The sequence below is a fragment of the Eleftheria terrae genome (assembly GCF_030419005.1).
GTDB classification, from domain to species: Bacteria; Pseudomonadota; Gammaproteobacteria; order Burkholderiales; family Burkholderiaceae_C; genus Caldimonas; species Caldimonas terrae.
On record NZ_CP106951.1, the window covers coordinates 702847 to 723432 of the forward strand.

Below are 20586 nucleotides of genomic sequence, written 5' to 3' on the forward strand. Positions count from 1 at the left end.
CGCTCAGAGCCGCTCGCGGCAGGCGCGGTAGAGGTCCTTCCAGTCGGCCCGCTCCTTCACCACGGTTTCCAGGTACTCGTTCCAGACCACCGCGTCCTGCACCGGGTCCTTGATGACCGCGCCGATCAGGCCGGACGCAATGTCCTGCGAGCCCATCACGCCGTCGCCGAAGTGGCCGGCCAGCGCCATGCCGTTGTTGATGACCGAGATCGCCTCCGCGGTCGACAGCGTGCCGCTGGGCGACTTGAGGCGGGTCTTGCCGTCCTCCGTCTGGCCGTTGCGCAACTCGCGGAAGATCTGCACCACCCGCTTCACTTCCTTGAGCGCCGGCGGCTCGGCCGGCAGCTCCAGCGCGCGACCCATTTCGGCCACCCGCTTGACGACGATGGCCACCTCCTCTTCCTCGCTGGACGGCACCGGCAACACCACCGTGTTGAAGCGGCGCTTGAGTGCACTGGACAGCTCGTTGACGCCCTTGTCGCGGTTGTTGGCGGTGGCGATCACGCTGAAGCCGCGGCTGGCCTGCACCTCGCTGCCCAGCTCGGGAATGGGCAGTGTCTTCTCGGACAGCACAGTGATCAGGGTGTCCTGCACGTCGGCCGGGATGCGCGTGAGCTCCTCGATGCGGGCGATCTGGCCGCGCTTCATTGCCTGCATCAGCGGGCTGGGCACCAGCGCGTTTTCCGATGGGCCGTGGGCCAGCAGCTGGGCGTAGTTCCAGCCATAGCGCAGCTGTTCCTCGCTGGTGCCGGCGGTGCCCTGGATCAGCAGGGTGGACTGGCCGCAGACCGCAGCCGCCAGGTGCTCGGACACCCACGACTTCGCGGTGCCCGGCACGCCGAACAGCAGCAGGCCGCGGTCGGTGGCCAGCGTGGCCACCGCAATCTCGATCAGCCGGCGGCTGCCGATGTACTTGGCGCTCACGGTGTAGCCGTTGTCCAGGCGGCCGCCCAGCAGGTAGGTCACCACTGCCCAGGGCGACAACTGCCAGTTGGCCGGCCGCGGCCGGCTGTCGGCCCGCCGCAGTTCGTCCAGTTCCTCGGCGTACTGCTGTTCGGCGTGGAGTCGCAGAAAGGTGCTCATGGGGTTGCGCTTGCGTTCGGAAGGGTGGTGAGGGCTTGGCGCAGCCCGATGACGACATCGAGCTGCGCCAGGGTGTCTTGCAGTTGCGGCAGCTGCCCGTCGTGCCGTGGCAGGCCGGCCAGCCGGGGCAACGCCGCGTCGGGCAGCAGCGCGCACAGCGCCGGTGCCGACTGGCGCCAGAAGCTGCCCCAGCCGAGCTGGTCCTCGGCCAGTTGCCGGGCCAGTGCGTCGGCCAGCGGGGCGGCGAAATCGGGGCTGAGGCGGTCGTGCAGCGCACAGGCGCCGAGGATCTCGCTGACGAGGTCGCTGAGCGCGCCCTTGCCTTCGGCGAGCCGGACGCGCCACAGCCACTCGCGCTGCGCCACCGGCAGCAGGGCCTGCACGCCGGAGCGGTCCGAGCCGAGCAGGTGGGCCGGCCAGTGCTGCAGGAGGGCCAGCGCCCAGTCCGCCTGAGGCGCGGCTTCGGCCGTGGCAAGCACCGCATCGCGCCAGCCGCGCAGCAGCGCGGCCTGCCAGTCGCCCTGCCCCGCCCAGGCCAGCAGTTCGGCCGGCGCCAGGCCGGTGTGGGCGGTCCACCAGGGCAGCGGTGTCAGCCGCACCAATTGGTACAGCCACCAGGCCCGCTCCCCCAGTGATTCATGCTTGGGCCGCACTGCCTCGACCAGGTGGGCCTTGGCCTCGGCCGGTGCCTGCGCGGGCGCCTCCAGCCGCCAGCCGGCAGCCGGGTCGCGCTGCAACAACGCGGCCAGCTGGTCCCCCAGCCAGGCGGCCTGGCGGCTCGCGGGCAAGGCCTGCAGCAGGCTGCCGGCGATCCGGCGCACGTCCCCGGCACGGTCCTTGAGCAGCGACTCCAGGAGGTGCTCGTCGTCCATCGACAGCCCACTGGCCAGGCCGGCCACCAGTTCGGCACGTTCGCGCGCGCCCAGCTCGGGCAGCGCCTGCACCAGGCGGTCGCGGGCAGCGGCCGCGTCGCTCAGGCGCTCATGGCGCAGCCAGCCGGCCCGGGCGGCGAGTGGCCCGTGTTCCCAATCTTCCAGGCTGGCGACGGCGGGGGCCGCGATGGCGGCCCGCCAGCGCGGCCGCTGCGCCGCCAGCCACAGCCCATGCTCGCCCAGCACGCCGGTGACGGCTGGCCGCAGCGCGACATCGCCGGCCGCAAGCTCGAGGGCCGCCGGCAACAGCGGCGCGGGCAGGCGCCAGCCGCGTTCTGCGAGAGTGCGCAAGGCCTGGTGCTGCAGCGGGCGCGGCGCATCGCCAAGCACGCGCCGCAACCAGCCCTGCCAAGCTGGCAGGCGCAGCGCCGGCCGGGTCTCGGGCGCAGCCGGCTGCGCCAGCGGGCTGTCGGGTGCCGCCGGGGGCTCGAAGCCGGCCCGCTCGCACACCGCGAGCACGCCGGCTGCGCGCAGCAGCAGCGCGCCGGCCTCGCCGGCCGCGCCGTCCTGCGCCTGCAGTTCGGCCAGCAGCGCGGCGACAGCGCCGCCGGCAGCCTGGCCGAAAACGCCGGCCAGCTCACCGGACCGGTCGGTACCGACCAGGGCGGCCGGCAGCAATGCCTTGAAGCCCTTCATCGGGCACCTCCCTGGCCCAGCGTCCAGACACCCTCGGCGCACCAGGCGGTGAAGGGCCGCAAGCGCTGCCCGTCCCACTCACCGGCGAGCTGCAAGGGCGCGCCACCGCTGCAGGCCAGCAACTGCCACAGGTCCGCCTCGTCGAGGGCCAGGGCCAGCGCACGGCCGCCGGCCAGCAGCTGCCAAGCATCGTCGCGCCGCTGCAGCTGCGCGGTCCGCAACAGCAGCGGCGCCACCGGCAGCCAGGCATGGCGTGCGAATGCCTCACGCAGCGCCAGCCACTCGTCAGGCAGCGCCAGCGCCGCCCATTCGGCCTCTGTCCAGGCAGTGTCCGGGGCCGCGACCGCGGCCGGCGCGACCAGCAGCGCCCGCAGCGGGTGTGCCGACGGGTAGAAGCACAGTTCCGCCTCGACGCCGCTGCCCGTCAGCCAGGCGGTCTCGAAGCCCTGGCCGCCATGGGCGAACTCCAGCACCAGCGCGCGCCGGCCGCTGCGCTGCCCGGCCAGCCAGGTGCGGCGCTCGGCCAAGCGTTGATCGCGCTCCTCGCACACCTGGCCGAGCACGCTCCAGCAGTCGCCCACCCGCTCGCCGCCGGCCAGCACTTCGTCGCGGTCCAGTGGCCAGCCCAAGGTGGCCCGCAGGTCGGCTTGCACGGCGGGCGGCAGGCTGTCACGGCGGCGCACCGCATCGACCAGCAATTGCAAGCGGCCCAGCCGGGCCAGCACCGGGGCCGGCCAGTCCGGGCGGCTGCCAATCAGGGCGGCCGTGTCCTCCAGCCAGGCAGCCAGGGCGGGTGCCTGGGCGTCCACCAGGCGGGCGCCAACGCTGCGCCAGGCCGTGCCGGCCTGGGCGTCGAGTGCGGCCAGCCCCTGACGCAGCAGGTCGCCCATCCAGCGTTCCAGTTCGGTCAGGCCGGCCTCGATGCGCTGCCAGCGGCGCGCCTGGCGCTGCAGGACGCCTTCACGGGCGGCAGCCACGTCGGTTTCAGGCGCGTCTGCACGCTGGGCTGCGCGCTGTTCCTTCTTTTCGGCCTTGTCACGTCGCGACGCGAGCCATTCCGCCACCCAGGCAGGCGGCTCGCCGGTGGCGAAGCGGCCAGCATCGTCGGCGCGCATCAGCATCAGCGCCAGGCCGTGCTTGCAGGGGAACTTGCGGCTGGGGCAGGAGCAGCGGAACGCCGGGCCGGCAAGGTCCACCTGGGTCTGGTAGGGCTTGCTGCCACTGCCCTGGCATTCCCCCCACACCGCCTGATCGTTGTGCCCGAGGGTGGGCCACTTGGCCGGCGAGGTCAGGCCGCGGGCGGCCTTGGCGGAGCTGTCGTCCGGCGCGAGCGCGAGCACGGCTTCGGTGCTGAAGAAGCTCATGCGAGCGCTTCTTTCCGGCCGGTATCGTCCCGCCCAGCGGCTCTTGCGCCCGCTTCTTCGCGGGGTGAACGGGCCTTCCCCTGCGGTGCCTGCCTCCACGCATGGCGCGACTGCATTGCGTCCCTCCTGGCATTCTTTTGTGTCTTGCGCCGTCCGCCGCCAGGTGGCAAGCAGCGGCGCCGCTTTCGAAGTGCGGCAGTGTAACGGAGGTGGGCCCCTCAGGGGCCGCGTGCCGGCCTCTGCGGCCGCCCTCCTCATCCCCACCGGAGGCAGGGAACATCGCTCGATGCGAGGGGTTGTGGACGCACGGGTATACCCTTGCTTCGCATTAAATTTCGTCAAAATAAAATGGCGAAAAACTTCATGGGCGAACTCGGTGGCGCGGCTCCAGGCACGGTTGATCTCGCAACTTCACCTGTACCAGGTGCTGCACGCCGTGCGCCTTGCAGGCGAGCCGATCTCGCGGGCACAGATCTGCGAGTCGACCGGCCTCAGCCAGGGTGCCGTGTCCGGCCTCACCCGGCGGCTGTTGGAAGACGGCGCCCTGGTGGAGGTTGGGGCCCGCCCTTCCCTCGGCGGGCGGCGCGAGCGGGAGCTGGCCATCAATGCCGACTTCGCCTGGGTGCTCGGCGTCAAAGCCTCGATGCACCAGTTGACGATGGCGCTGGCCGATTTCGCCGGCGGGGTGCGCCACACCTTCACCACCGGGTTGCGCGCGCCGATGGCACCGGCCGAGCTGATGGCGCAGCTCGCATCGGCCGTTGACCACTGCCTGGCTGCCGCGCCGACGCCGGTCGCCGGCCGGCTGGCGGGCGTCGGGGTGGCACTGCCGGGGTTCGTCGATTCGCTGGCTGACCTGCTGTGGTGGTCGCCGGTGCTGGACGCCGGCAGCCGCCCGGTGGAAGGGCTGGGCGCCTCGCTGTCGCAGCTGCTGAAGGTGCCGGTGTTCATCGAGAACGACGCCAACATGCTGGCACTGGCGCAGCAGTGGTTTGGGCCGGCCGCCGGCGTGGCCAACGCAGCGGTGGTGACGCTGGAGCACGGCGTGGGGTTGGGCTTGATCGTCAATGGTGAGCTGTATCGCGGCCATGCGGGTCTCGCGTCGGAGCTGGGACACCTGCAGGTGGTGCCCAACGGCCAGCCCTGCCGGTGTGGCAAGTCGGGCTGCCTGGAAGCCTATGTCGCGCACTACGCCGTGGTGCGCCAGGCGCGGGTCGCCGGGCTGCTGCCGCCGCCCGACCCGGCCCGGCCCGGCGACGACATCGAGCAGGCGTACCGGCAGCTCGCGGCACAGGCGCGCGCAGGCGATCCCCGGGCCCGCGAGATCTTCGAGCGCCAGGGACGCTGGCTGGGCCAATGGATCGGCAACGTGGTGAACCTGCTGTCGCCCCAGACGGTGATCCTGGGCGGTGGCGGCACCAGCGCGAGCGACCTCTACGAAACCGCGCTGCACGAGGCGATGCACGACGCGATGGCGCTGCCGCACCGCGACCGGGTGCGCCTGGCCATCCTGCCGCAGGGCGACGAGGTGTGGGCACAAGGCGCCGCCTCGCTGGTGCTGCAACGGCTGGACGAATCGGCCGAGATCCTGGCCTCCATGTCACGCCATGGACTGGAGTCCGAGCCGAAGGGCCATGCCGGCCTGCGGGCCGATCGCTGAGCGCCGGCCGGGCGCGCCACCTCACATTCCCATGGAGACCCGCAATGACAACCCACCCCACCCGGCCGGCCGCAGCGGCCGCCCGGCGCCGGCAAGGTCGGCCGGCATGAAGGCCGCAGCCCAGCTCGCCCAGCCCTCCGGCGCCTCGCCGTACCGGCCGCCGTCGGACCGCGGAGGCATCGCATGACAGGCGCCAGCTACCTCGGCATCGACCTCGGCACCTCGGAGGTCAAGCTGGTGCTGCTCGATACGGACCACCGGCTGCTGGGCAGCGCCGGGGCGCCGCTGGTGGTGGACCGCCCGCGGCCGCATTGGTCCGAGCAGTCGCCACAGGCCTGGTGGCAGGCAACGCAGCAGGCGGCGGCGGCCTTGCGGCAGCAGCTGCCTCAGGCCTGGGCCTCGGTGCGCGCCATCGGCCTGTCCGGCCAGATGCATGGCGCCACCTTGCTGGACGACCAGGACCGTGTGCTGCGCCCGGCCATCCTGTGGAACGACACACGCAGCGCTGCCGAGTGTGCCGAGCTGGACCAGCGGCTGCCCGAGCTGCCGGCGCTCGCCGGCAACCTGGCCATGCCTGGCTTCACCGCGCCCAAGCTGATGTGGGTGGCACGCCACGAGCCGGAGCTGTTCCGCCGCGTGGCGAGCGTGCTGCTGCCCAAGGACTACCTGCGGTGGTGCCTGACCGGCCGCAAGCTCAGCGACATGTCCGACGCCGCCGGCACCCTCTGGCTGGACGTGGCCCGGCGCGCCTGGTCGCCCCGGCTGCTGGAAGCCACCGGCATGGCGCTGTCGCAGATGCCCGAACTGGTGGAAGGCTCGGCTGCCGGCGGCCGGCTGCATGCGGCGGCAGCCCGGGCGCTGGGGCTGGCCGAGGGCACGCTGGTGGCAGGCGGCGCTGGCGACAACGCGGCCAGCGCGGTCGGCATCGGCGCGGTCGCGCCGGGCGACGGCTTCGTCTCGCTTGGCACCAGCGGCGTGCTGTTCGTCGTGACCGACCGCTACCGCCCCAACCCCGCCTCGGCGGTGCATGCCTTCTGCCATGCCCTGCCCGGCCGCTGGCACCAGATGAGCGTGATGCTGTCGGCGGCCAGCTGCCTGCGCTGGGTCACCCGGCTCACCGGCATGGACAGCGAGGCGGCCCTGCTGCAGCGGGTGGCCGCGCTGGGCCCGGCCGCCGCGCAGCGCGCGCCGATCTTCCTGCCCTACCTGTCCGGCGAGCGCACCCCGCACAACGATGCACAGGCGCAAGGCCTGTTCTTCGGCCTGGACCACGAGACCGACGCGGCCCGCCTGGGCCAGGCCGTGCTCGAAGGCGTGAGCTTCGGGCTGCTCGACGGCCTGCAGGCCTTGCAGGCCGCCGGCACGGCGGTACAGCGCCTGGCCCTGGTGGGCGGCGGCGCTCGCAGTGCCTACTGGGCACAGCTGCTGGCCGACGTGCTGCAAGTCGAGATCCAGACGCTCGATGGCGGCGAGACCGGCGGCGCGCTCGGCGCGGCCCGCCTGGCCTGGCTGGCCGACGGCGGCCCGGAGGCGGTGGTGTGCGTCGCGCCGCCAGTGCGGCAGCGCTACGCCCCCGACCCGGCGCGCCATGACGCCCTGGCCGAGCGCCACCGGCGCTTCCAGGCCCTCTACCGGCGGGTGCAGGACCTGTATCCCCGCTGACCTTCCAAGGAGCTGCGATGTCCGAGCATTTCGACGCCATTCCCCCCATCCGCTACGCTGGCCCGCAAGCGGAGGACATGCTGGCTTTCAAGTGGTACGACAAGGACCGCCTCGTGCTGGGCAAGCGCATGGAAGACCAGCTGCGCTTTGCGGTGTGCTACTGGCACAGCTTCTGCTGGAACGGCTTCGATCCCTTTGGCTACGACGGCACCTTCGAGCAGCCCTGGCAGCGCCTGGCCGATCCCATGCAGGCCGCGCAGGCGAAGGCCGACGTGGCCTTCGAGTTCTTCGCCAAGCTCGGGGTGCGCCACTACTGCTTCCACGACCGCGACGTTGCGCCCGAAGGCGCCACGCCGAAGGAAAGCGTGGACCGCCTGCGCCGCATGGTGGACCGGCTTGGCGAGAAGCAGGAGGCCACCGGGCTGCGCCCGCTGTGGGGCACCGCCAACCTGTTCAGCCACCGCCGCTACATGGCCGGCGCGGCCACCAACCCGGACCCCGAGATCTTCGCGCTGGCGGCGCTGCAGGTGCGCGAGGCCATGGAGGCGACCCACCGCCTGGGCGGCGAGAACTACGTGCTGTGGGGCGGCCGCGAAGGCTATGAGACGCTGCTCAACACCGACCTGAAGCAGGAGGCCCGCCAATACGGCCGCTTCCTGCAGATGGTGGTGGAACACAAGCACAAGATCGGCCTGAAGGGCCACATCCTGGTCGAGCCCAAGCCACGCGAACCCACCAAGCACCAGTACGACTTCGACACCGCCACCGTCTACGGCTTCTTGCGCCAGCACGGGCTGGAGCACGAGGTCAAGGTGAACCTGGAGGCGAACCACGCCACGCTCTCGGGCCACGGCTTCGAGCACGAGATTGCGACCGCGATCGCGCTGGGCATCTTCGGCTCGCTGGACATGAACCGCGGCGACCCGCAATGCGGCTGGGACACCGACCAGTTCCCCAACCACCTGCCCGAGACCACGCTGGCGCTCTACCACGTGCTGCAGGGCGGCGGCTTCACCCACGGCGGGCTCAATTTCGACGCCCGGCTGCGGCGGCAGTCCATTGCAAGGGACGATCTCTTCGTGGCCCACATTGGCGCGATGGACCTGTGCGCCCGCGCCTTGCTGGCGGCCGAGCGCATGATCGAGGACGGCCGCCTTGCCGGCCAGCTGGCGCAGCGGTATGCCGGCTGGCAGGACGACTTCGGCCGCGCGGTGCTGGCCGGGCAGCTCGGCCTGGCCGAGGTGGCCGACCGCGCCCTGCAGCGCAATGTCGACGCAGCTCCGGTGTCGGGCCGCCAGGAATGGCTGGAGAACCTGGTGAACCGCTTCTGCTGAGGCAGGCGCCGCAGCCGGGGCCGGCTCAGGCCGCCGAGGCCGGCGCTGCCGAGGCCTCGCGGCAAAGCCGGTCGACCCGCTTCAGCAGGGTGGGCAAGCGATGGCGGCCGTGCATGCGCGCCACGCACTCGCGTGCCTCGGCCAGCGCGATACCGGCGGCCGAAATGAACAACGGCCGGGCACTGTCGCCCCGCAGCAGCGCAGCCTCGGCCGGCGTGCCGGCGAAGGCGGTCTTGGCCACGCCGATCACCGGCACCCGGCCGTGCAGCGCGCGCCACAGGTGGATGCCCAGCCCGTCGCGCTGCTCGGCGCCGAGGTGCACATAGCCGTCCACCAGCAGCAGTTGCGGCAGCTCGCCGGCCTGCCTCAGCAGGGCCAGCAGGCACGGCAGCTCGCGCTTGTAGAAGGCGCCGGGCTCGTAGGGCGCCACCTCGGCCAAGCTCGCCACGTGTTCGTGCAGCGGCACCGCGTCCTCCCAGTGCTCGAAGCTCACGCCGGCCACCACGGCACCCGGCTCGCGGTAGTCCACGTCGACGGCCATCATCATGCGGGGTTCCCTCCTCTGCGGCCGGTCAGGCCCTTCTTCTTCAATGCAGCGGCCGCAGCCAGCGGCCCAGGGTGCGCACCAGCACGTCGGTTTCGACCGGCTTGGGGATGTGGTCGTTCATGCCGGCCGCCAGGCAGGCATCGCGGTCTTCACCGAAGGCGCTGGCAGTCATCGCCAGGATGGGTGTCGCGGCATGCTCGGGCAGGCCGCGGATGGCGCGGGCGGCCTTCAGGCCGTCCATCTCCGGCATGTGCAAGTCCATCAGGATGAGATCGTAGCGCCGCGAGCGGGCCTGCTCGACCGCCTCGACGCCGGTTTCCGCCAGGTCGATGGCCATGCCCAGGCTGCCGAGCTGCTCCATGGCCACCAGCTGGTTGACCGGGTGGTCCTCGGCCAGCAGCACCCGGGTGCCCTCGAAAGGCCGGTTGCGCTCGGCGGCCGCCAAGCTCGCCGCCTCACTGCCCGCACCGGCCTGGGCCCGCGGCCGGCCGCCCAGCAGCTCCTCCAGGTGCAGGCGCAGCGTCGCCGGCGCCACCGGCTTCTCGAGCACGCGGATGCGCTCCTCGCCGGCCAGTCCCGGCGCCAGGTCGGCGACGTTGCGGCGGGTCACCAGCAGGCAGCGCATTGCAGCGTCGCCGGCCTCGGCCAGCAGCCGGCGGGCCAGTGCCACCGCATCCTCGTCGTGGGGCAGCTCGGCGGCCAGCACCACCACCGTATAGGGCCGGCCGGCCGCCCGCGCCGCCTGCGCCTGGGCCGGCACCTCAGCGGCCTCGTGCGCCGCGGCGGGCTGCAGGCCGAAGCGGCGCAGCAGCGACGCCAAGGCCTCCCGCGCTGGCGGCAGCGGCTCCAGCAGGAGCACGGGCCGGCCCTGCAGCGACGGCGCCAGCGCCTCGCCGACCTGTTCCGCCGCTGCCCGCTGGAAGCGGGCGGTGAACCAGAAGGTGCTGCCCTCTCCTTGCCGGCTGGAGGCGCCGGTCTCGCCGCCCATGAGCTGCACCAGCTCGCGGGTGATGGTGAGGCCCAGGCCGGTGCCGCCGTAGCGGCGGGTGGTGGAGTTGTCGCCCTGCTCGAAGGCGTGGAACACCTTGTCGATGACGCCGGGCGCCATGCCGATGCCGGTGTCGTGGACCTCGAAGCGCAACAACACCTGCGCCTCGTCCTGCTCGCAGCACACGCCGCGCAGGGTCACCGAGCCGGCATGGGTGAACTTCACCGCGTTGCCAAGCAGGTTGAGCACGGCCTGGCCGAGGCGGGTCGGATCGCCCACCAGGCGGGTCGGCAGGTGGTCGAGGTCGAGCACCAGCTCCAGTCCCTTCTCGCGTGCGGCGCCGCGCACCAGGGCCAGGGTCCGGGTGAGCACCTCTTCCAGCTCGAAGTCGGCCTGCTCCAGCTCCAGCTTGCCCACCTCGATCTTCGACAGGTCGAGCACATTGTTGATGATGGACAGCAGGTGGTGCGACGCCTCCGACACCAGCTGCAGCCGCTCGCGCAACGCCGGGTCGCGGCTGTCGCGCAGCAGGAACTGGGTCAGGCCGATGATGGCATTCATCGGCGTGCGGATCTCGTGGCTCATGTTGGCCAGGAAGGCGCTCTTGGCCCGCGTGGCCGACTCGGCCTGCCGGCTGCGCTCGGTCAGTGCCTCGTTCAGGGCGACCAGCTCGCGCTCCAGCCGCTTGCGCTCGCTCAGGTCGGCCGCGATCGCGATGCTGCCCAGCACATGGCCGGCATCGTCGCGCAGCTCCGCCACATTGAGCAGGACGGGCAGCCGGCTGCCGTCGCGCCGCACGTAGGTCCACTCGCCACGGTCACTGGTGCCCGGGCTGGCGCGCGCCAGCAGTGCCTCACGCCGTGACACCGGCCGGCCCAGCCCGGCCGACAGCGCCTCCGCGCGCGCATCCAGTTCCACCGGATCGTGGAACTGCTCGATGAAGAGCCGGCCGATCACCTCCTGCGCCGGATAGCGCAGCATCGCTTCGGCCGCCGGGTTGAACAAGGTCACCCGGCCTTCGGTGTCGCAGGCAATGACCGCGCTCGCCGCGCTCAGCAGGATGGCCCGCTCGCGTGCGGCCAGCGCACGAACCTCGGCCGTGCGCTGCTGCACCTGCTGCTCCAGCGTGGCGTTGAGGTGCAGGATCTTCGCTTCGGCCGCCTTGTGCAGGCTGATGTCGCGCACGGTGGTGGCCACCCCGACGATGCCCAGCCCCGGCATGCGGATGGCCGAGATGGAGACCGACACGTCCAGCAGGCTGCCGTCGCGGCGGCGGCGCACCGCGTCGAAGCGCGGCACCTCTTCGCCGCGGGCAGCGCGCACCAGCACCTCGGCCGCCTGCGCCTGGCTGTCCGGCGGCACCACCAGCTCCTGCAGGCTGCGGCCGAGCGCCTCGGCTGCGGTGTAGCCGAAGATGCGCTCGGCGGCGGCGTTCCAGTCGGTCACCCGGCCGTCCACCGTGACGCCCACGATGGCATCGTGCGAGCTGTCCACCATGGCTGCCATGCGGGACTGCTGCAGCCGCACCGTCTGCTGCCGCTGCCCCGCAAGCAGCCAGACCTGCACCAGCCCGGCCAGCAGCACCGCGGCGCCGGCCAGCCCGGCCGCCAGCGCACCCGGATCGCGCAGGTTCAGGCGTTCGCGAAAACCGGGCAGCGCCCGCACGTCCAGATGCCATTCGCGGCCGTACATCGGCAGTGCCAGCTGCCGGCGCAGCGCGCCCGGCGGGGCGCCGGCCCAGCCGGGTGAGCTGAAGAAGGGCTCCCCGGCACCGCCGGCCTGGGTGTCGGACAGCGCCAGGGCGAATTCCTCGTCCGCATAGTCGAAGTCCGCCAGCGCCTCGTCGATCACCAGCGGCATGTAGGCCCAGCCGAACACGCTGGCCTCGCGGGCGCTGACGCTCGGCGGCAGCTGGTCCTGCCGGTAGATGGGCAGCAGCAGCAGCATGGAGCGCAGGTGCTTGCCGCTGGCCTGCACCAGCGTGATGGGCGCGGTCAGCGTGGGCCGGCCGGTGCGGGTGGCGGTTTCGGCAGCAGCCAGCCGGTTCGGCTCGGAGGCAATGTCCAGCCCCACCGCCTCCTGGTTCAATGCGACCGGCTCGATGTACTGGATGACGTAGCGGTCTCCGCCATGGGTCTGCAGCTGGCGGATCGCGAAATGCGGCGCCCCGTCGCGTCGCGCCTCGGCCAGGAAGGCCGCCTCATGCGCGGCCGGCACCCGGCGGATGAAGCCGAAGCCGCGGGTGCCGGGAAATTCCCGGTCCAGGTCGCGCGAATCGCTGTATTCACGGAAACGCTCGCGCGTCAACGCCTCCTTGCCGGCCGCGATGACCGCGCCGCGGGCCCCTCGCAGGCCCTTCTCGTAGCCCCGCATGCGGTTGAGCACCTGCTCGGCGGCGCGCCCCGTCAGCGCGTCGAAGCGGGCCCGCTCCACGTGCAGGTTCTGCTCGCGCTGCCACCAGCCGACCGTGCCCGCCATCGCGAGGCCGGCCACCAGCACGGCCAGCGCGTACGGCCGGCGGGGCCGCGGCGCGCTCAACGGTGACCTCCGCTTTCGCCCCGCCCGACCGCCCGAGCGCGCAAGACCGGGCCGGCCGGTCGACCGGGGGCGCGGGATCCACGACATGCAAAGACAACAGACACTTCGACTCGCCCACTGCTAGCAACCGGCCGGCGCCAGCCGGCGCCGCAGCCTTCCGAGCAAACGGCGCGCCGGGCGCCGCGCGGCGGTGCGCAAGCCCGCCGGCCAGCATCGTCGCCCGCCCGCCGTTAACATCAGCGCGTGACCGCACCCATCCACCTGGCCATCCTCGACGACGAAGTCGACATCACCCTGCTGCTGGCCAACTATCTCGGAAGCCAGGGATTCCGTGTGAGCCAGCTGCATGCCGGGCGCGAGCTGACGGAGTTGATGAACACCGATCCGCCCCAGCTGGTGTTGCTGGACCTCGGCCTGCCGGGCGAAGACGGCTTTGCCATCGCCCGCCATCTGCGCGAGCACTGGCGCTGTGGCCTGGTCATCGTGACCGGCCGCGGCGATGCGGTGGACAAGGTGGTGGGCCTGGAGATCGGTGCCGACGACTACGTCACCAAACCCTTCGACCTGCGCGAGCTGCTGGCCCGCATCCGGGCGGTGTTGCGCCGCATGGAGCCAGCCGCAGGCGCGGCGGCTGCCACCACGGCGCCGGCCGCCGCAGCCGCGCCGGCCGTGCCGGCGGCCAGCCGGCTCTGCTTCGCCGGCTGGCAGCTCGACCTGGATGCGCGCCGCCTGCTGGCCGCCGACGGCCGCGAGGTGGCACTGACCACCGGCGAATTCGACCTCCTGCTGGCGTTTGCCCGCAGCCCGGGCCGCGTGCTGACCCGCGACTTCCTGCTGGAGCAGACGCGCGGCCGCGAGGCCGGTCCCTTCGACCGCACCATCGATGTCCAGGTCGGCCGGCTGCGCAAGAAGCTGGAAACCGACCCCGAGCACCCCCAGTTGATCAAGTCCGTGCGCGGCGCCGGCTACCTGTTCGTGCCGCCGGTCACCCCTGCCTGACGCCGCCTTCATGCCCCAGCACCTGCCCTCCCTGCCGCCCGGACTGGACGAAAGCGACGTCTACCGCACGCTCTTCGCCGCCTACCCCGACGCCCTGCTGCTGGTCGATGCGGCCGGCACCATCCTGCTGGCCAACCCGGCCGCCGGCTCGCTGCTGGGCTACGAATTGCCCGAGCTGGTCGGCCAGCCGGTCGATGCCCTGGTGCCCGACAGCATCCGCCCGCGCCACGCGGCCTACCGCGAGGCCTATGGCCGCAGCCCGCATACCCGGCCGATGGGCACGCAGATGGACCTGGTGGCCAAGCGACGTGACGGCAGCGAGGTGATGGTCGAGATCGCCCTCAGTCCGTTGCAGGACCAGGGCCTGCCCTATGTGGTGGCGGCCATCCGCGGCATCGGCGCCTACCCGCGGGTGCGCCAGGCGCTGCAGCGCGCGCGCTACAGCGAACAGGTGGCCCAGTTCGGCCGCTTGGCGGTGGATGCCCGCGACCCGCGGGTGCTGGTGGAGGAAGCACCGCGCGTGGCGGCCGATGCCTTGCAGCTCGACACCGCCATGGTCTTCCTGCTGGATGCCGAGCGGCTGGAGTTCCGCATCGCCGCCGCTGTTGGCCTGCCGCCGGGCAGTGGCGCGAGCCAGTCCGTCGCCAACCAGCCGGGCACCCTGCCCGGCTTCGTGCTGGCGCACGCCTCGGCCGTGGCCTTGCACGGCGAGCCGGGCCGCGAGTATTTCGAACCCTGGGGCAGCGGGCCGGCCGAAGGCCGGGCCAGCGGCCTGGCGGTGCCCCTGTCGGACCGCGGCCGCATCGTCGGCGCGCTGGCGGTGCGTGCCGCGCAGCCGCAGTCCTTCGGCGAAGACGAATTGCGCTTCCTCGATTCGCTGGCCAGCCTGCTGGCCACCAGCCTGCAGCGGGCCCAGAGCGAGGAAGCGCTGAGCCACAGCCAGCGGCTCGACAGCGTGGGGCAGCTGACCGGCGGCATCGCGCACGACTTCAACAACCTGCTCACCGTGATCTCCGGCAACTTGCAGGTGCTGGAGGACCTGCCGGCCGTTGCCGGTGACAGCTTCGCGCCGCAACTGGTGGCCGCCGCCAGTCGGGCCACCCGGCGCGGTGCCGAGCTCACCGGCAAGCTGCTGACCTTCTCGCGCCGCCAGGTGCTGCAGCCGGTGCCGGTCGATGTGGGCAACATGCTGCACTCGCTGACCGACATGCTGGGCCGCACGCTCGACCAGCGCATCGAGCTGCACCTGGATGCGGCACGCGAAGGCCCGTGTTGCCTGGCCGATCCGTCACAACTCGAGTCGGCGGTGCTGAACATTGCCATCAACGCCCGGGACGCCATGCCGGAAGGCGGCGCCCTGCGCTTCAGCTGCCGCACCCTGCCGGCCCTGCCCCTGGCCTTGCAGGAGGACCGCGAGGCCGGCCCGGCCGCGCCCGACGGCTACATCGCCATCGCCATCAGCGATACCGGCACCGGCATGCCCGAAGCGGTGCGGGAGCGGGCCTTCGAGCCCTTCTTCACCACCAAGGAAGCCGGACGCGGCACCGGGCTGGGCCTGAGCACGGTGTACGGCTTCGCCCGGCAGTCGCACGGCGCGGTGGCGCTCGACAGCGCACCCGGCGCCGGCACCACCGTCACGCTCTACCTGCCCCGCGTGCGCGAGGCCGAGCCGGCCGACGAGGCAGAAGGCGCCGACCACGAGGTCCCGGCAGGCCTGCAGGTCCTTCTGGTGGAAGACGATGCCGAGGTGCGTGCGGTGGTGCAGCGCTTCCTGGCCACCCTGCGCTGCAAGGTCACCACCTGCGTCACCGCGGAGCAGGCCCTGGCGCTGCTGGAGCCGCAGGCGGGCTTCGAGCTGCTGCTGACCGACATTGCACTGGGCGCCGGCATGCGCGGCACCGAGCTGGCCCGGCTGGCCCGGGAGCGCCTGCCGGCGCTGAAGGTCTTGCTGATGAGCGGCTTCTCCAGCGGCCTGCTGGACAGCGTCCCCGACTGGGAGCTGCTGCGCAAGCCCTACACCCGCGCCGAGCTCGCGCGGGCCATCGGCAAGGTGCTGGCGTCCGCCTGAGCCGTGCTCAGTGCATGGCCGCCGCTGGCGCGGCGCTGCGCTGGACAAAGGCGCTGAGGGCGCCGACGTGCGGAATCTCGATGTCGCGCCGGCCCTTCTCGCTGAAGCGGATCATGTCGCCACGCGCCAGGCGCGACAGCGCTCGGCTCACGGTTTCCAGCGTCATGCCGAGGTAGTTGCCGATTTCGGCGCGGGTCATGCGCAGCGTGATCTGGTCGGTGCGCAGGCCCCGCGCGGCCAGGGCCTCGGCCCAGTTGCGCAGGAAGTCGGCCACCCGGGCATCGGCCGGCAGGGTGCACAGCGACATCATCGAATCGCGGTCGCGGCCGATCTCGCGGCTCATCGCCTCGTGCAGCACGCCGAGCAGGGCCGGCTGCCGGGTGCAGGCCTGCAGCAGTTCGTCGTAGCGAATGCTCCAGACCTCACCGGTGTCCATGGCCACCGCGTCGCAGCCGTAGCGGCCGTTGGCGATGCCGTCGAAACCCAGCCAGTCGCCCTTGAAATGCAGGCTGACGACCTGCTCGCGGCCATCGGCCGCCAGGTTGACCATCTTGATGAAGCCCGAATGCAGCACATGCAGGCAGGCAAACGAGTCACCGCTCTGGTAGATGCGATCGCCGGCGCGCACCACGCGGCGCTGCAGCGTGAGGTTGTCCTGCAGCAGCTGCAGGGTCTGGGCAATGCGCTGGCTCACGGTCTGGTTGTTGTCGGTGCTGTGTTGCATGGCGGGCTCTCTTGCGTCGATGGAGAGACTGTAGGCAGCGCCTGCAAACGCTCTATCAACCGCAAAGCGCGTTCGGTAACACTCGGTCAACCCATTGTGTCGGCCTTGTAAACGGCGGCGGCGCCGTGGCCGGACTTGACGCGGCTCAAGGCGGCCGGCGCTGGCGTCGCTAGGCTGCGAGCCATGGTTGTACCCGTCCCCGTTCTCGATCACCGCAAGCTCTGGCCCAGCGGCGTCTTGTCGCGGGCCGATGTGCTGGGCCTGCTCGATGGTGCGCACCGCCTGCAGCAGGCCGGTCGCCGCGCGGGCAGCGGCACGCCGCTGGCCGGCAAGCACCTGGCGGTGCTCGGCCAGGCTGAACCGATCCTGCTCGGCAAGGCCGCGGCGGCCCTGGGGGCCCGGGTGTCCCACCTGAAGCCGGCCGGCCCCCCGCAGGACACCGCCCGGCTGCTGGGACGGCTCTACGACGCGGTCGACTGCGGCCCGGCCAGTGCGGCCGAGCTGCGCGACATCGATGCCGATGCCGGCGTGCCGGTCTACAACGGCTTGGCGGCGGCCGCGCATCCGAGCGCTGCCCTGGCCGTCCTGCTGGCGCTCCAGGAGCGCCGGGCCCTGGCAGGCCGGCCGCTCGACGGCCTGCGCTTGCGCATCCGGGGTGACGCGCTCAGCCCCCCGGCCTCCGCCCTGGCCGCATTGGCCGCGCTGGCCGGGGTGCAGCCCTGCCACGACGGCCCGGCCGACGCCGACGCCACGCCCGACCCCGCGGACGACGTGCCGTGGCGGCTCACGCTGGCCGGGGAAGATACCGCGCCGGTGTCGGCAGAGCCGCGCCACTACACCTTGCAGGCCCTGCTGCTCATGACGCTCGGCTGAAGTCAAAGTCCCCAGGGCTTCTCCTTCCCTGCCGACGGGCCGACAATGCGGCCCCTCGACTTCCTACCGAGGAGAACCCCGAAGTGAGCTTATTCAGAACAAAAAGCATCGATGCCATGATCGCCACCGGCCAGGCGCCGGGCGGCCTGAAGAAAGTGCTGGGCCCGGTGGACCTGGTGCTGATGGGCATCGGCGCCATCATCGGTACCGGCATCTTCGTGCTCACCGGCACCGGCGCACTGACCGCCGGGCCGGCGCTCACGGTGTCCTTCCTGATTGCCGCCCTGGCCTGCGGCTTCGCGGCGCTGTGCTATGCCGAGTTCGCCTCCACCATCCCGGTGTCCGGCTCCATCTACACCTACAGCTATGCCACGCTGGGCGAACTGGTCGCATGGATGATCGGCTGGGACCTGTTGCTCGAATACGGCCTGGCGACCTCGGCCGTCTCGGTCGGCTGGTCGGGCTACTTCCAGTCGCTGATCGCCGGCTTCGGGGTCAAGCTGCCCGTGGTGCTGACAGCCGCCCCCGGCTCGGTGCCCGGCGTCAGCACCTGGCTCAACCTGCCGGCCCTGCTGATCATGCTGGTGCTGACCGCCATGCTGTCGCTGGGCATCCGCGAGTCGGCGCGGGCCAACAACGTCATGGTGGCCATCAAGGTCGCGGTGGTGCTGCTGTTCATCGTGGTGGGCATCGGCCATGTGAAGCCGGCCAACTGGCAGCCTTTCATGCCGTTCGGCACCGGCGGCATCTTCAGCGCCGCGGCCCTGGTGTTCTTTGCCTTCATCGGCTTCGACGCGGTGACCTCCGCCGCCGAGGAGGTGAAGCGGCCTGAACGCGACCTGCCCATCGGCATCATCGGCTCGCTGGGCGTCTGCGCCGTGTTGTATGTGCTGGTGGCGGCCATCATGACCGGCATCGTGCCCTACCAGAAGTTCGCCGGCATTGACCACCCGGTGTCACTGGCGCTGCAGTATGCCGGCGAGAACTGGGTTGCCGGCTTCGTGGACCTGGGTGCCATCCTCGGCATGACCACCGTGATCCTGGTGATGGCCTATGGCCAGACCCGCGTGCTGTTCGCGATGTCGCGCGACGGCCTGCTGCCGGCCCGGCTGTCCAAGGTCAACGAGCGCCATGGCACACCGGTGTTCGCCACCTGGACCGTCGGCATCGTCTTCTCGCTGATTGCCGCCTTCGTGCCCCTGGGCGTGCTGGCGGAGCTGATCAACATCGGCACGCTGGCGGCCTTCACGCTGATCTCGGTGGCGGTGCTGATCCTGCGCAAGACCCGGCCCGACCTGCCGCGTGCCTTCCGTTGCCCCGGCGTGCCGGTGGTGCCGCTGCTGGCCATCGCCTTCTGCGTGATGCTGATGGCGCACCTGACGCCCGCCACCTGGAAGGCCTTCGGCATCTGGCTGGTGCTGGGCCTGGTGGTCTACTTCGGCTATGCGCGGCGGCGCTCGCTGCTGCACACCGCACCGGCCATTGGCGGCGCGGCAGCCGCCACGGCCCGCGACGCCCGCTGAGGCGGCCGGCCTCGTTTGCCCTGCCGCACGAGGAGTGACTCTTGCGGCGGGGCGTAACAGCCCCGCGCCGGCCCGCTCTGCGGCGCGTGTCCCCGGGGTGGCGCCCGGGCTGCCGCTTGCGGCCGCCTGTGGCCGCATCGTCCGGCACTGACAGCGCCTTCATTCCGTAACTTGCCCGAAAGGCAGGCCCCGTTAGTCTGCCAGCTCGGCGACTGTGCACGGCCCTCCGGCCCGAGCAGTCGGGCTCAGACAGGGGAAGTGTTTGCCACCCGTGTTCCTTGCGCCGGCCGATCTCCGGCCGGCTGTGCTATTTCAGGAAGGGCAGCCACTGCGTCACGGTGTGGATCAACAGGCCGATCAGGCCGCCCACCAGCGTGCCATTGATCCGCACGAACTGCAGGTCGCGCCCGATGTTGCGCTCGAGCTCCTGGGTGAGCTCCTGTGTGTTCCAGGCATCGACACGGGCCACGATGTAGCGCCGGATGTCCTCGCGGTAGCGCTCGATGGACGGCGGCGCCGCCGCCAGGACCTGCGCATTGATCCATTCGCGCATCGCGGTGTCTGCCTGCAGCTTGGCGCCGAGCGTGCGCGCCGCCTCGGTGAGGCGGCGGCCGATGCCCGAGTCCTCGCGCGACAGGTCGTCGTGCAACCAGGCGCGCAGCTCGTGCCACAGCCCTCGGAGGTAGTCGGCCAGTGCCGGGTGGGCCAGCACCTCCTCGCGCAGCTGCTCACCCTTCAGGCGGAACTGCGGGTCCTCCTTCAACCGCTCGATGAAGCCGGCCATGTATTCGTCGAAGCGCAGCCGCAGCGGATGCGCCGGGTCCTGCCCCATCTCGCCGATGATGCGGCCGACGCCGGAGACGATCTTGCCGGTCGCCACCTGCCCGGCCAGCTGGTCCAGCCCCAGGTAGCGCAGGTACTTGACCTCGCGCGCAATGACGGCGGCGATCTTCTCGCGCACCCCTTCTTCCTCCAGCAGGGCAGCCACCTGTTGCAGCACTTCGTCCAGCAGCGCCTGGTGCCGGCGCTGCGTCGTCAGCACATCCAGCAGCCGGCCAGCCAACCGCGCCACGTCCACCCGGCTCAGCCGCTGCTGCACGCTGTTGCGCAGGAAATGCCCCACGCGCTCATCGTCCAGCGCATCCAGCCCGTAGCGCAAGGCCGCCTTCAGGTGGCCGCCCACCTGCTCGGCATGGCCCTCGGCGGCCAGCCAGCCGGCCAGCCGGCCGGCGGCGTCGAAGTTGCGCAGCTTCTCCAGCACCTGCGGTGTGCTGAGGAAATGGCTGCAGATGAAATTGGCCAGGTTCGCGCCGATGCGCGCCTTGTTCGCCGGCACGATGGCCGTGTGAGGAATCGGCAGGCCCATTGGACGGCGAAACAAGGCTACCACCGCGAACCAGTCGGCGATGGCGCCAATCATCGCCGCCTCCGCGAAGGCAGCCACATAGCTCCAGGCCGGATGCCGGCCCTGCAGCGCGGTCGACAGCCCGTACAGCAAGGCCGCCAGCAGCAGCAGGCCCAGCGCCAGGCGCTTCATGCGCGCCAGGCCGCTGGCCTTGTCGTCCGAAGCGCCGGCATTCACACCGTTGACATCCATTCGCTCTACCTTCTCCATCCCTTTGCGTAGATCACCGTTGCCTGGCCTGTCACCCTGG

The 20586-nt window shown here is 71.7% G+C and carries 14 protein-coding genes; 7 read left to right on the forward strand and 7 right to left on the reverse strand.

Annotation, left to right across the window (positions count from 1 at the left end; genetic code table 11):
• Positions 1-3: 3 nt before the first annotated feature.
• From N7L95_RS03345 to N7L95_RS03355, 3 genes are read right to left on the reverse strand one after another with little or no spacing between them, the layout of a single operon-like run.
• Positions 4-1083, reverse strand: a complete 1080-nt coding sequence (locus N7L95_RS03345) for an ATP-binding protein (RefSeq protein ID WP_301258399.1) — start codon at positions 1081-1083, stop codon at positions 4-6.
• Entirely contained in the window at positions 1080-2651 is a 1572-nt protein-coding gene (locus N7L95_RS03350; RefSeq protein ID WP_301258400.1) for a DUF5691 domain-containing protein, read from the reverse strand. Before N7L95_RS03350 ends, N7L95_RS03345 begins: the two co-directional genes overlap by 4 nt.
• Complete coding sequence (locus N7L95_RS03355) at positions 2648-4015, reverse strand: SWIM zinc finger family protein (protein ID WP_301258401.1); 1368 nt, start codon at positions 4013-4015, stop codon at positions 2648-2650. Before N7L95_RS03355 ends, N7L95_RS03350 begins: the two co-directional genes overlap by 4 nt.
• Before the next feature lie 397 nt (positions 4016-4412).
• On the opposite strand from N7L95_RS03355, the gene N7L95_RS03360 reads away from it, so the two are divergent.
• The 3 genes from N7L95_RS03360 to xylA all read left to right on the forward strand — a co-directional run bounded on the left by N7L95_RS03360 (position 4413) and on the right by xylA (position 8671).
• Positions 4413-5675, forward strand: coding sequence for an ROK family transcriptional regulator (locus tag N7L95_RS03360; protein ID WP_301258402.1), 1263 nt, complete (start codon positions 4413-4415; stop codon positions 5673-5675).
• 183 nt (positions 5676-5858) lie between these two features.
• Complete coding sequence (xylB, locus tag N7L95_RS03365) at positions 5859-7337, forward strand: xylulokinase (protein WP_301258403.1); 1479 nt, start codon at positions 5859-5861, stop codon at positions 7335-7337.
• 17 nt (positions 7338-7354) lie between these two features.
• Positions 7355-8671 (forward strand): xylose isomerase, encoded by a 1317-nt coding sequence (xylA, locus tag N7L95_RS03370; RefSeq protein WP_301258404.1) that lies wholly within the window; start codon positions 7355-7357, stop codon positions 8669-8671.
• A 25-nt stretch (positions 8672-8696) separates the two neighbouring features.
• On the opposite strand, the gene N7L95_RS03375 is transcribed toward xylA, so the two are convergent.
• The gene (locus N7L95_RS03375) at positions 8697-9218 is read right to left on the reverse strand and encodes an endonuclease V (protein WP_301258405.1); all 522 of its coding nucleotides are present in this window, start codon (positions 9216-9218) and stop codon (positions 8697-8699) included.
• Between the two features lie 40 nt (positions 9219-9258).
• Positions 9259-12744: a CHASE domain-containing protein gene (locus tag N7L95_RS03380; RefSeq protein ID WP_301258406.1), complete on the reverse strand. Its 3486-nt coding sequence runs from the start codon at positions 12742-12744 to the stop codon at positions 9259-9261.
• 243 nt (positions 12745-12987) lie between these two features.
• On the opposite strand from N7L95_RS03380, the gene N7L95_RS03385 reads away from it, so the two are divergent.
• On the forward strand, positions 12988-13743 hold the full coding sequence (locus N7L95_RS03385; RefSeq protein ID WP_301258407.1) for a winged helix-turn-helix domain-containing protein: 756 nt from the start codon (positions 12988-12990) through the stop codon (positions 13741-13743).
• Positions 13744-13753: 10 nt separating this feature from the next.
• The gene (locus N7L95_RS03390; protein WP_301258408.1) at positions 13754-15811 is read left to right on the forward strand and encodes an ATP-binding protein; all 2058 of its coding nucleotides are present in this window, start codon (positions 13754-13756) and stop codon (positions 15809-15811) included.
• Between the two features lie 7 nt (positions 15812-15818).
• Here the strand turns inward: N7L95_RS03390 and N7L95_RS03395 are convergent, their stop codons facing one another.
• On the reverse strand, positions 15819-16535 hold the full coding sequence (locus N7L95_RS03395; RefSeq protein WP_301258409.1) for a Crp/Fnr family transcriptional regulator: 717 nt from the start codon (positions 16533-16535) through the stop codon (positions 15819-15821).
• A gap of 183 nt (positions 16536-16718) precedes the next feature.
• On the opposite strand from N7L95_RS03395, the gene N7L95_RS03400 reads away from it, so the two are divergent.
• Positions 16719-17408, forward strand: coding sequence for a Rossmann-fold NAD(P)-binding domain-containing protein (locus tag N7L95_RS03400; RefSeq protein WP_301258410.1), 690 nt, complete (start codon positions 16719-16721; stop codon positions 17406-17408).
• Positions 17409-17491: 83 nt separating this feature from the next.
• On the forward strand, positions 17492-18931 hold the full coding sequence (bcaP, locus tag N7L95_RS03405; RefSeq protein WP_301258411.1) for a branched-chain amino acid transporter BcaP: 1440 nt from the start codon (positions 17492-17494) through the stop codon (positions 18929-18931).
• A 307-nt stretch (positions 18932-19238) separates the two neighbouring features.
• On the opposite strand, the gene N7L95_RS03410 is transcribed toward bcaP, so the two are convergent.
• Positions 19239-20528, reverse strand: a complete 1290-nt coding sequence (locus N7L95_RS03410; RefSeq protein ID WP_301258412.1) for a DUF445 domain-containing protein — start codon at positions 20526-20528, stop codon at positions 19239-19241.
• Positions 20529-20586 lie beyond the last annotated feature (58 nt).

Excerpts from the sequence above, each read along its gene's own strand:
- N7L95_RS03345 (WP_301258399.1), bottom strand. The coding sequence starts at position 1,083 with ATGAGCACCTTTCTGCGACTCCACGCCGAACAGCAGTACGCCGAGGAA.
- N7L95_RS03350 (WP_301258400.1), bottom strand. The coding sequence starts at position 2,651 with ATGAAGGGCTTCAAGGCATTGCTGCCGGCCGCCCTGGTCGGTACCGAC.
- N7L95_RS03355 (WP_301258401.1), bottom strand. The coding sequence starts at position 4,015 with ATGAGCTTCTTCAGCACCGAAGCCGTGCTCGCGCTCGCGCCGGACGAC.
- xylB (WP_301258403.1), top strand. The coding sequence starts at position 5,859 with ATGACAGGCGCCAGCTACCTCGGCATCGACCTCGGCACCTCGGAGGTC.
- xylA (WP_301258404.1), top strand. The coding sequence starts at position 7,355 with ATGTCCGAGCATTTCGACGCCATTCCCCCCATCCGCTACGCTGGCCCG.
- N7L95_RS03375 (WP_301258405.1), bottom strand. The coding sequence starts at position 9,218 with ATGATGATGGCCGTCGACGTGGACTACCGCGAGCCGGGTGCCGTGGTG.
- N7L95_RS03390 (WP_301258408.1), top strand. The coding sequence starts at position 13,754 with ATGCCCCAGCACCTGCCCTCCCTGCCGCCCGGACTGGACGAAAGCGAC.
- N7L95_RS03395 (WP_301258409.1), bottom strand. The coding sequence starts at position 16,535 with ATGCAACACAGCACCGACAACAACCAGACCGTGAGCCAGCGCATTGCC.
- N7L95_RS03400 (WP_301258410.1), top strand. The coding sequence starts at position 16,719 with ATGGTTGTACCCGTCCCCGTTCTCGATCACCGCAAGCTCTGGCCCAGC.
- N7L95_RS03410 (WP_301258412.1), bottom strand. The coding sequence starts at position 20,528 with ATGGATGTCAACGGTGTGAATGCCGGCGCTTCGGACGACAAGGCCAGC.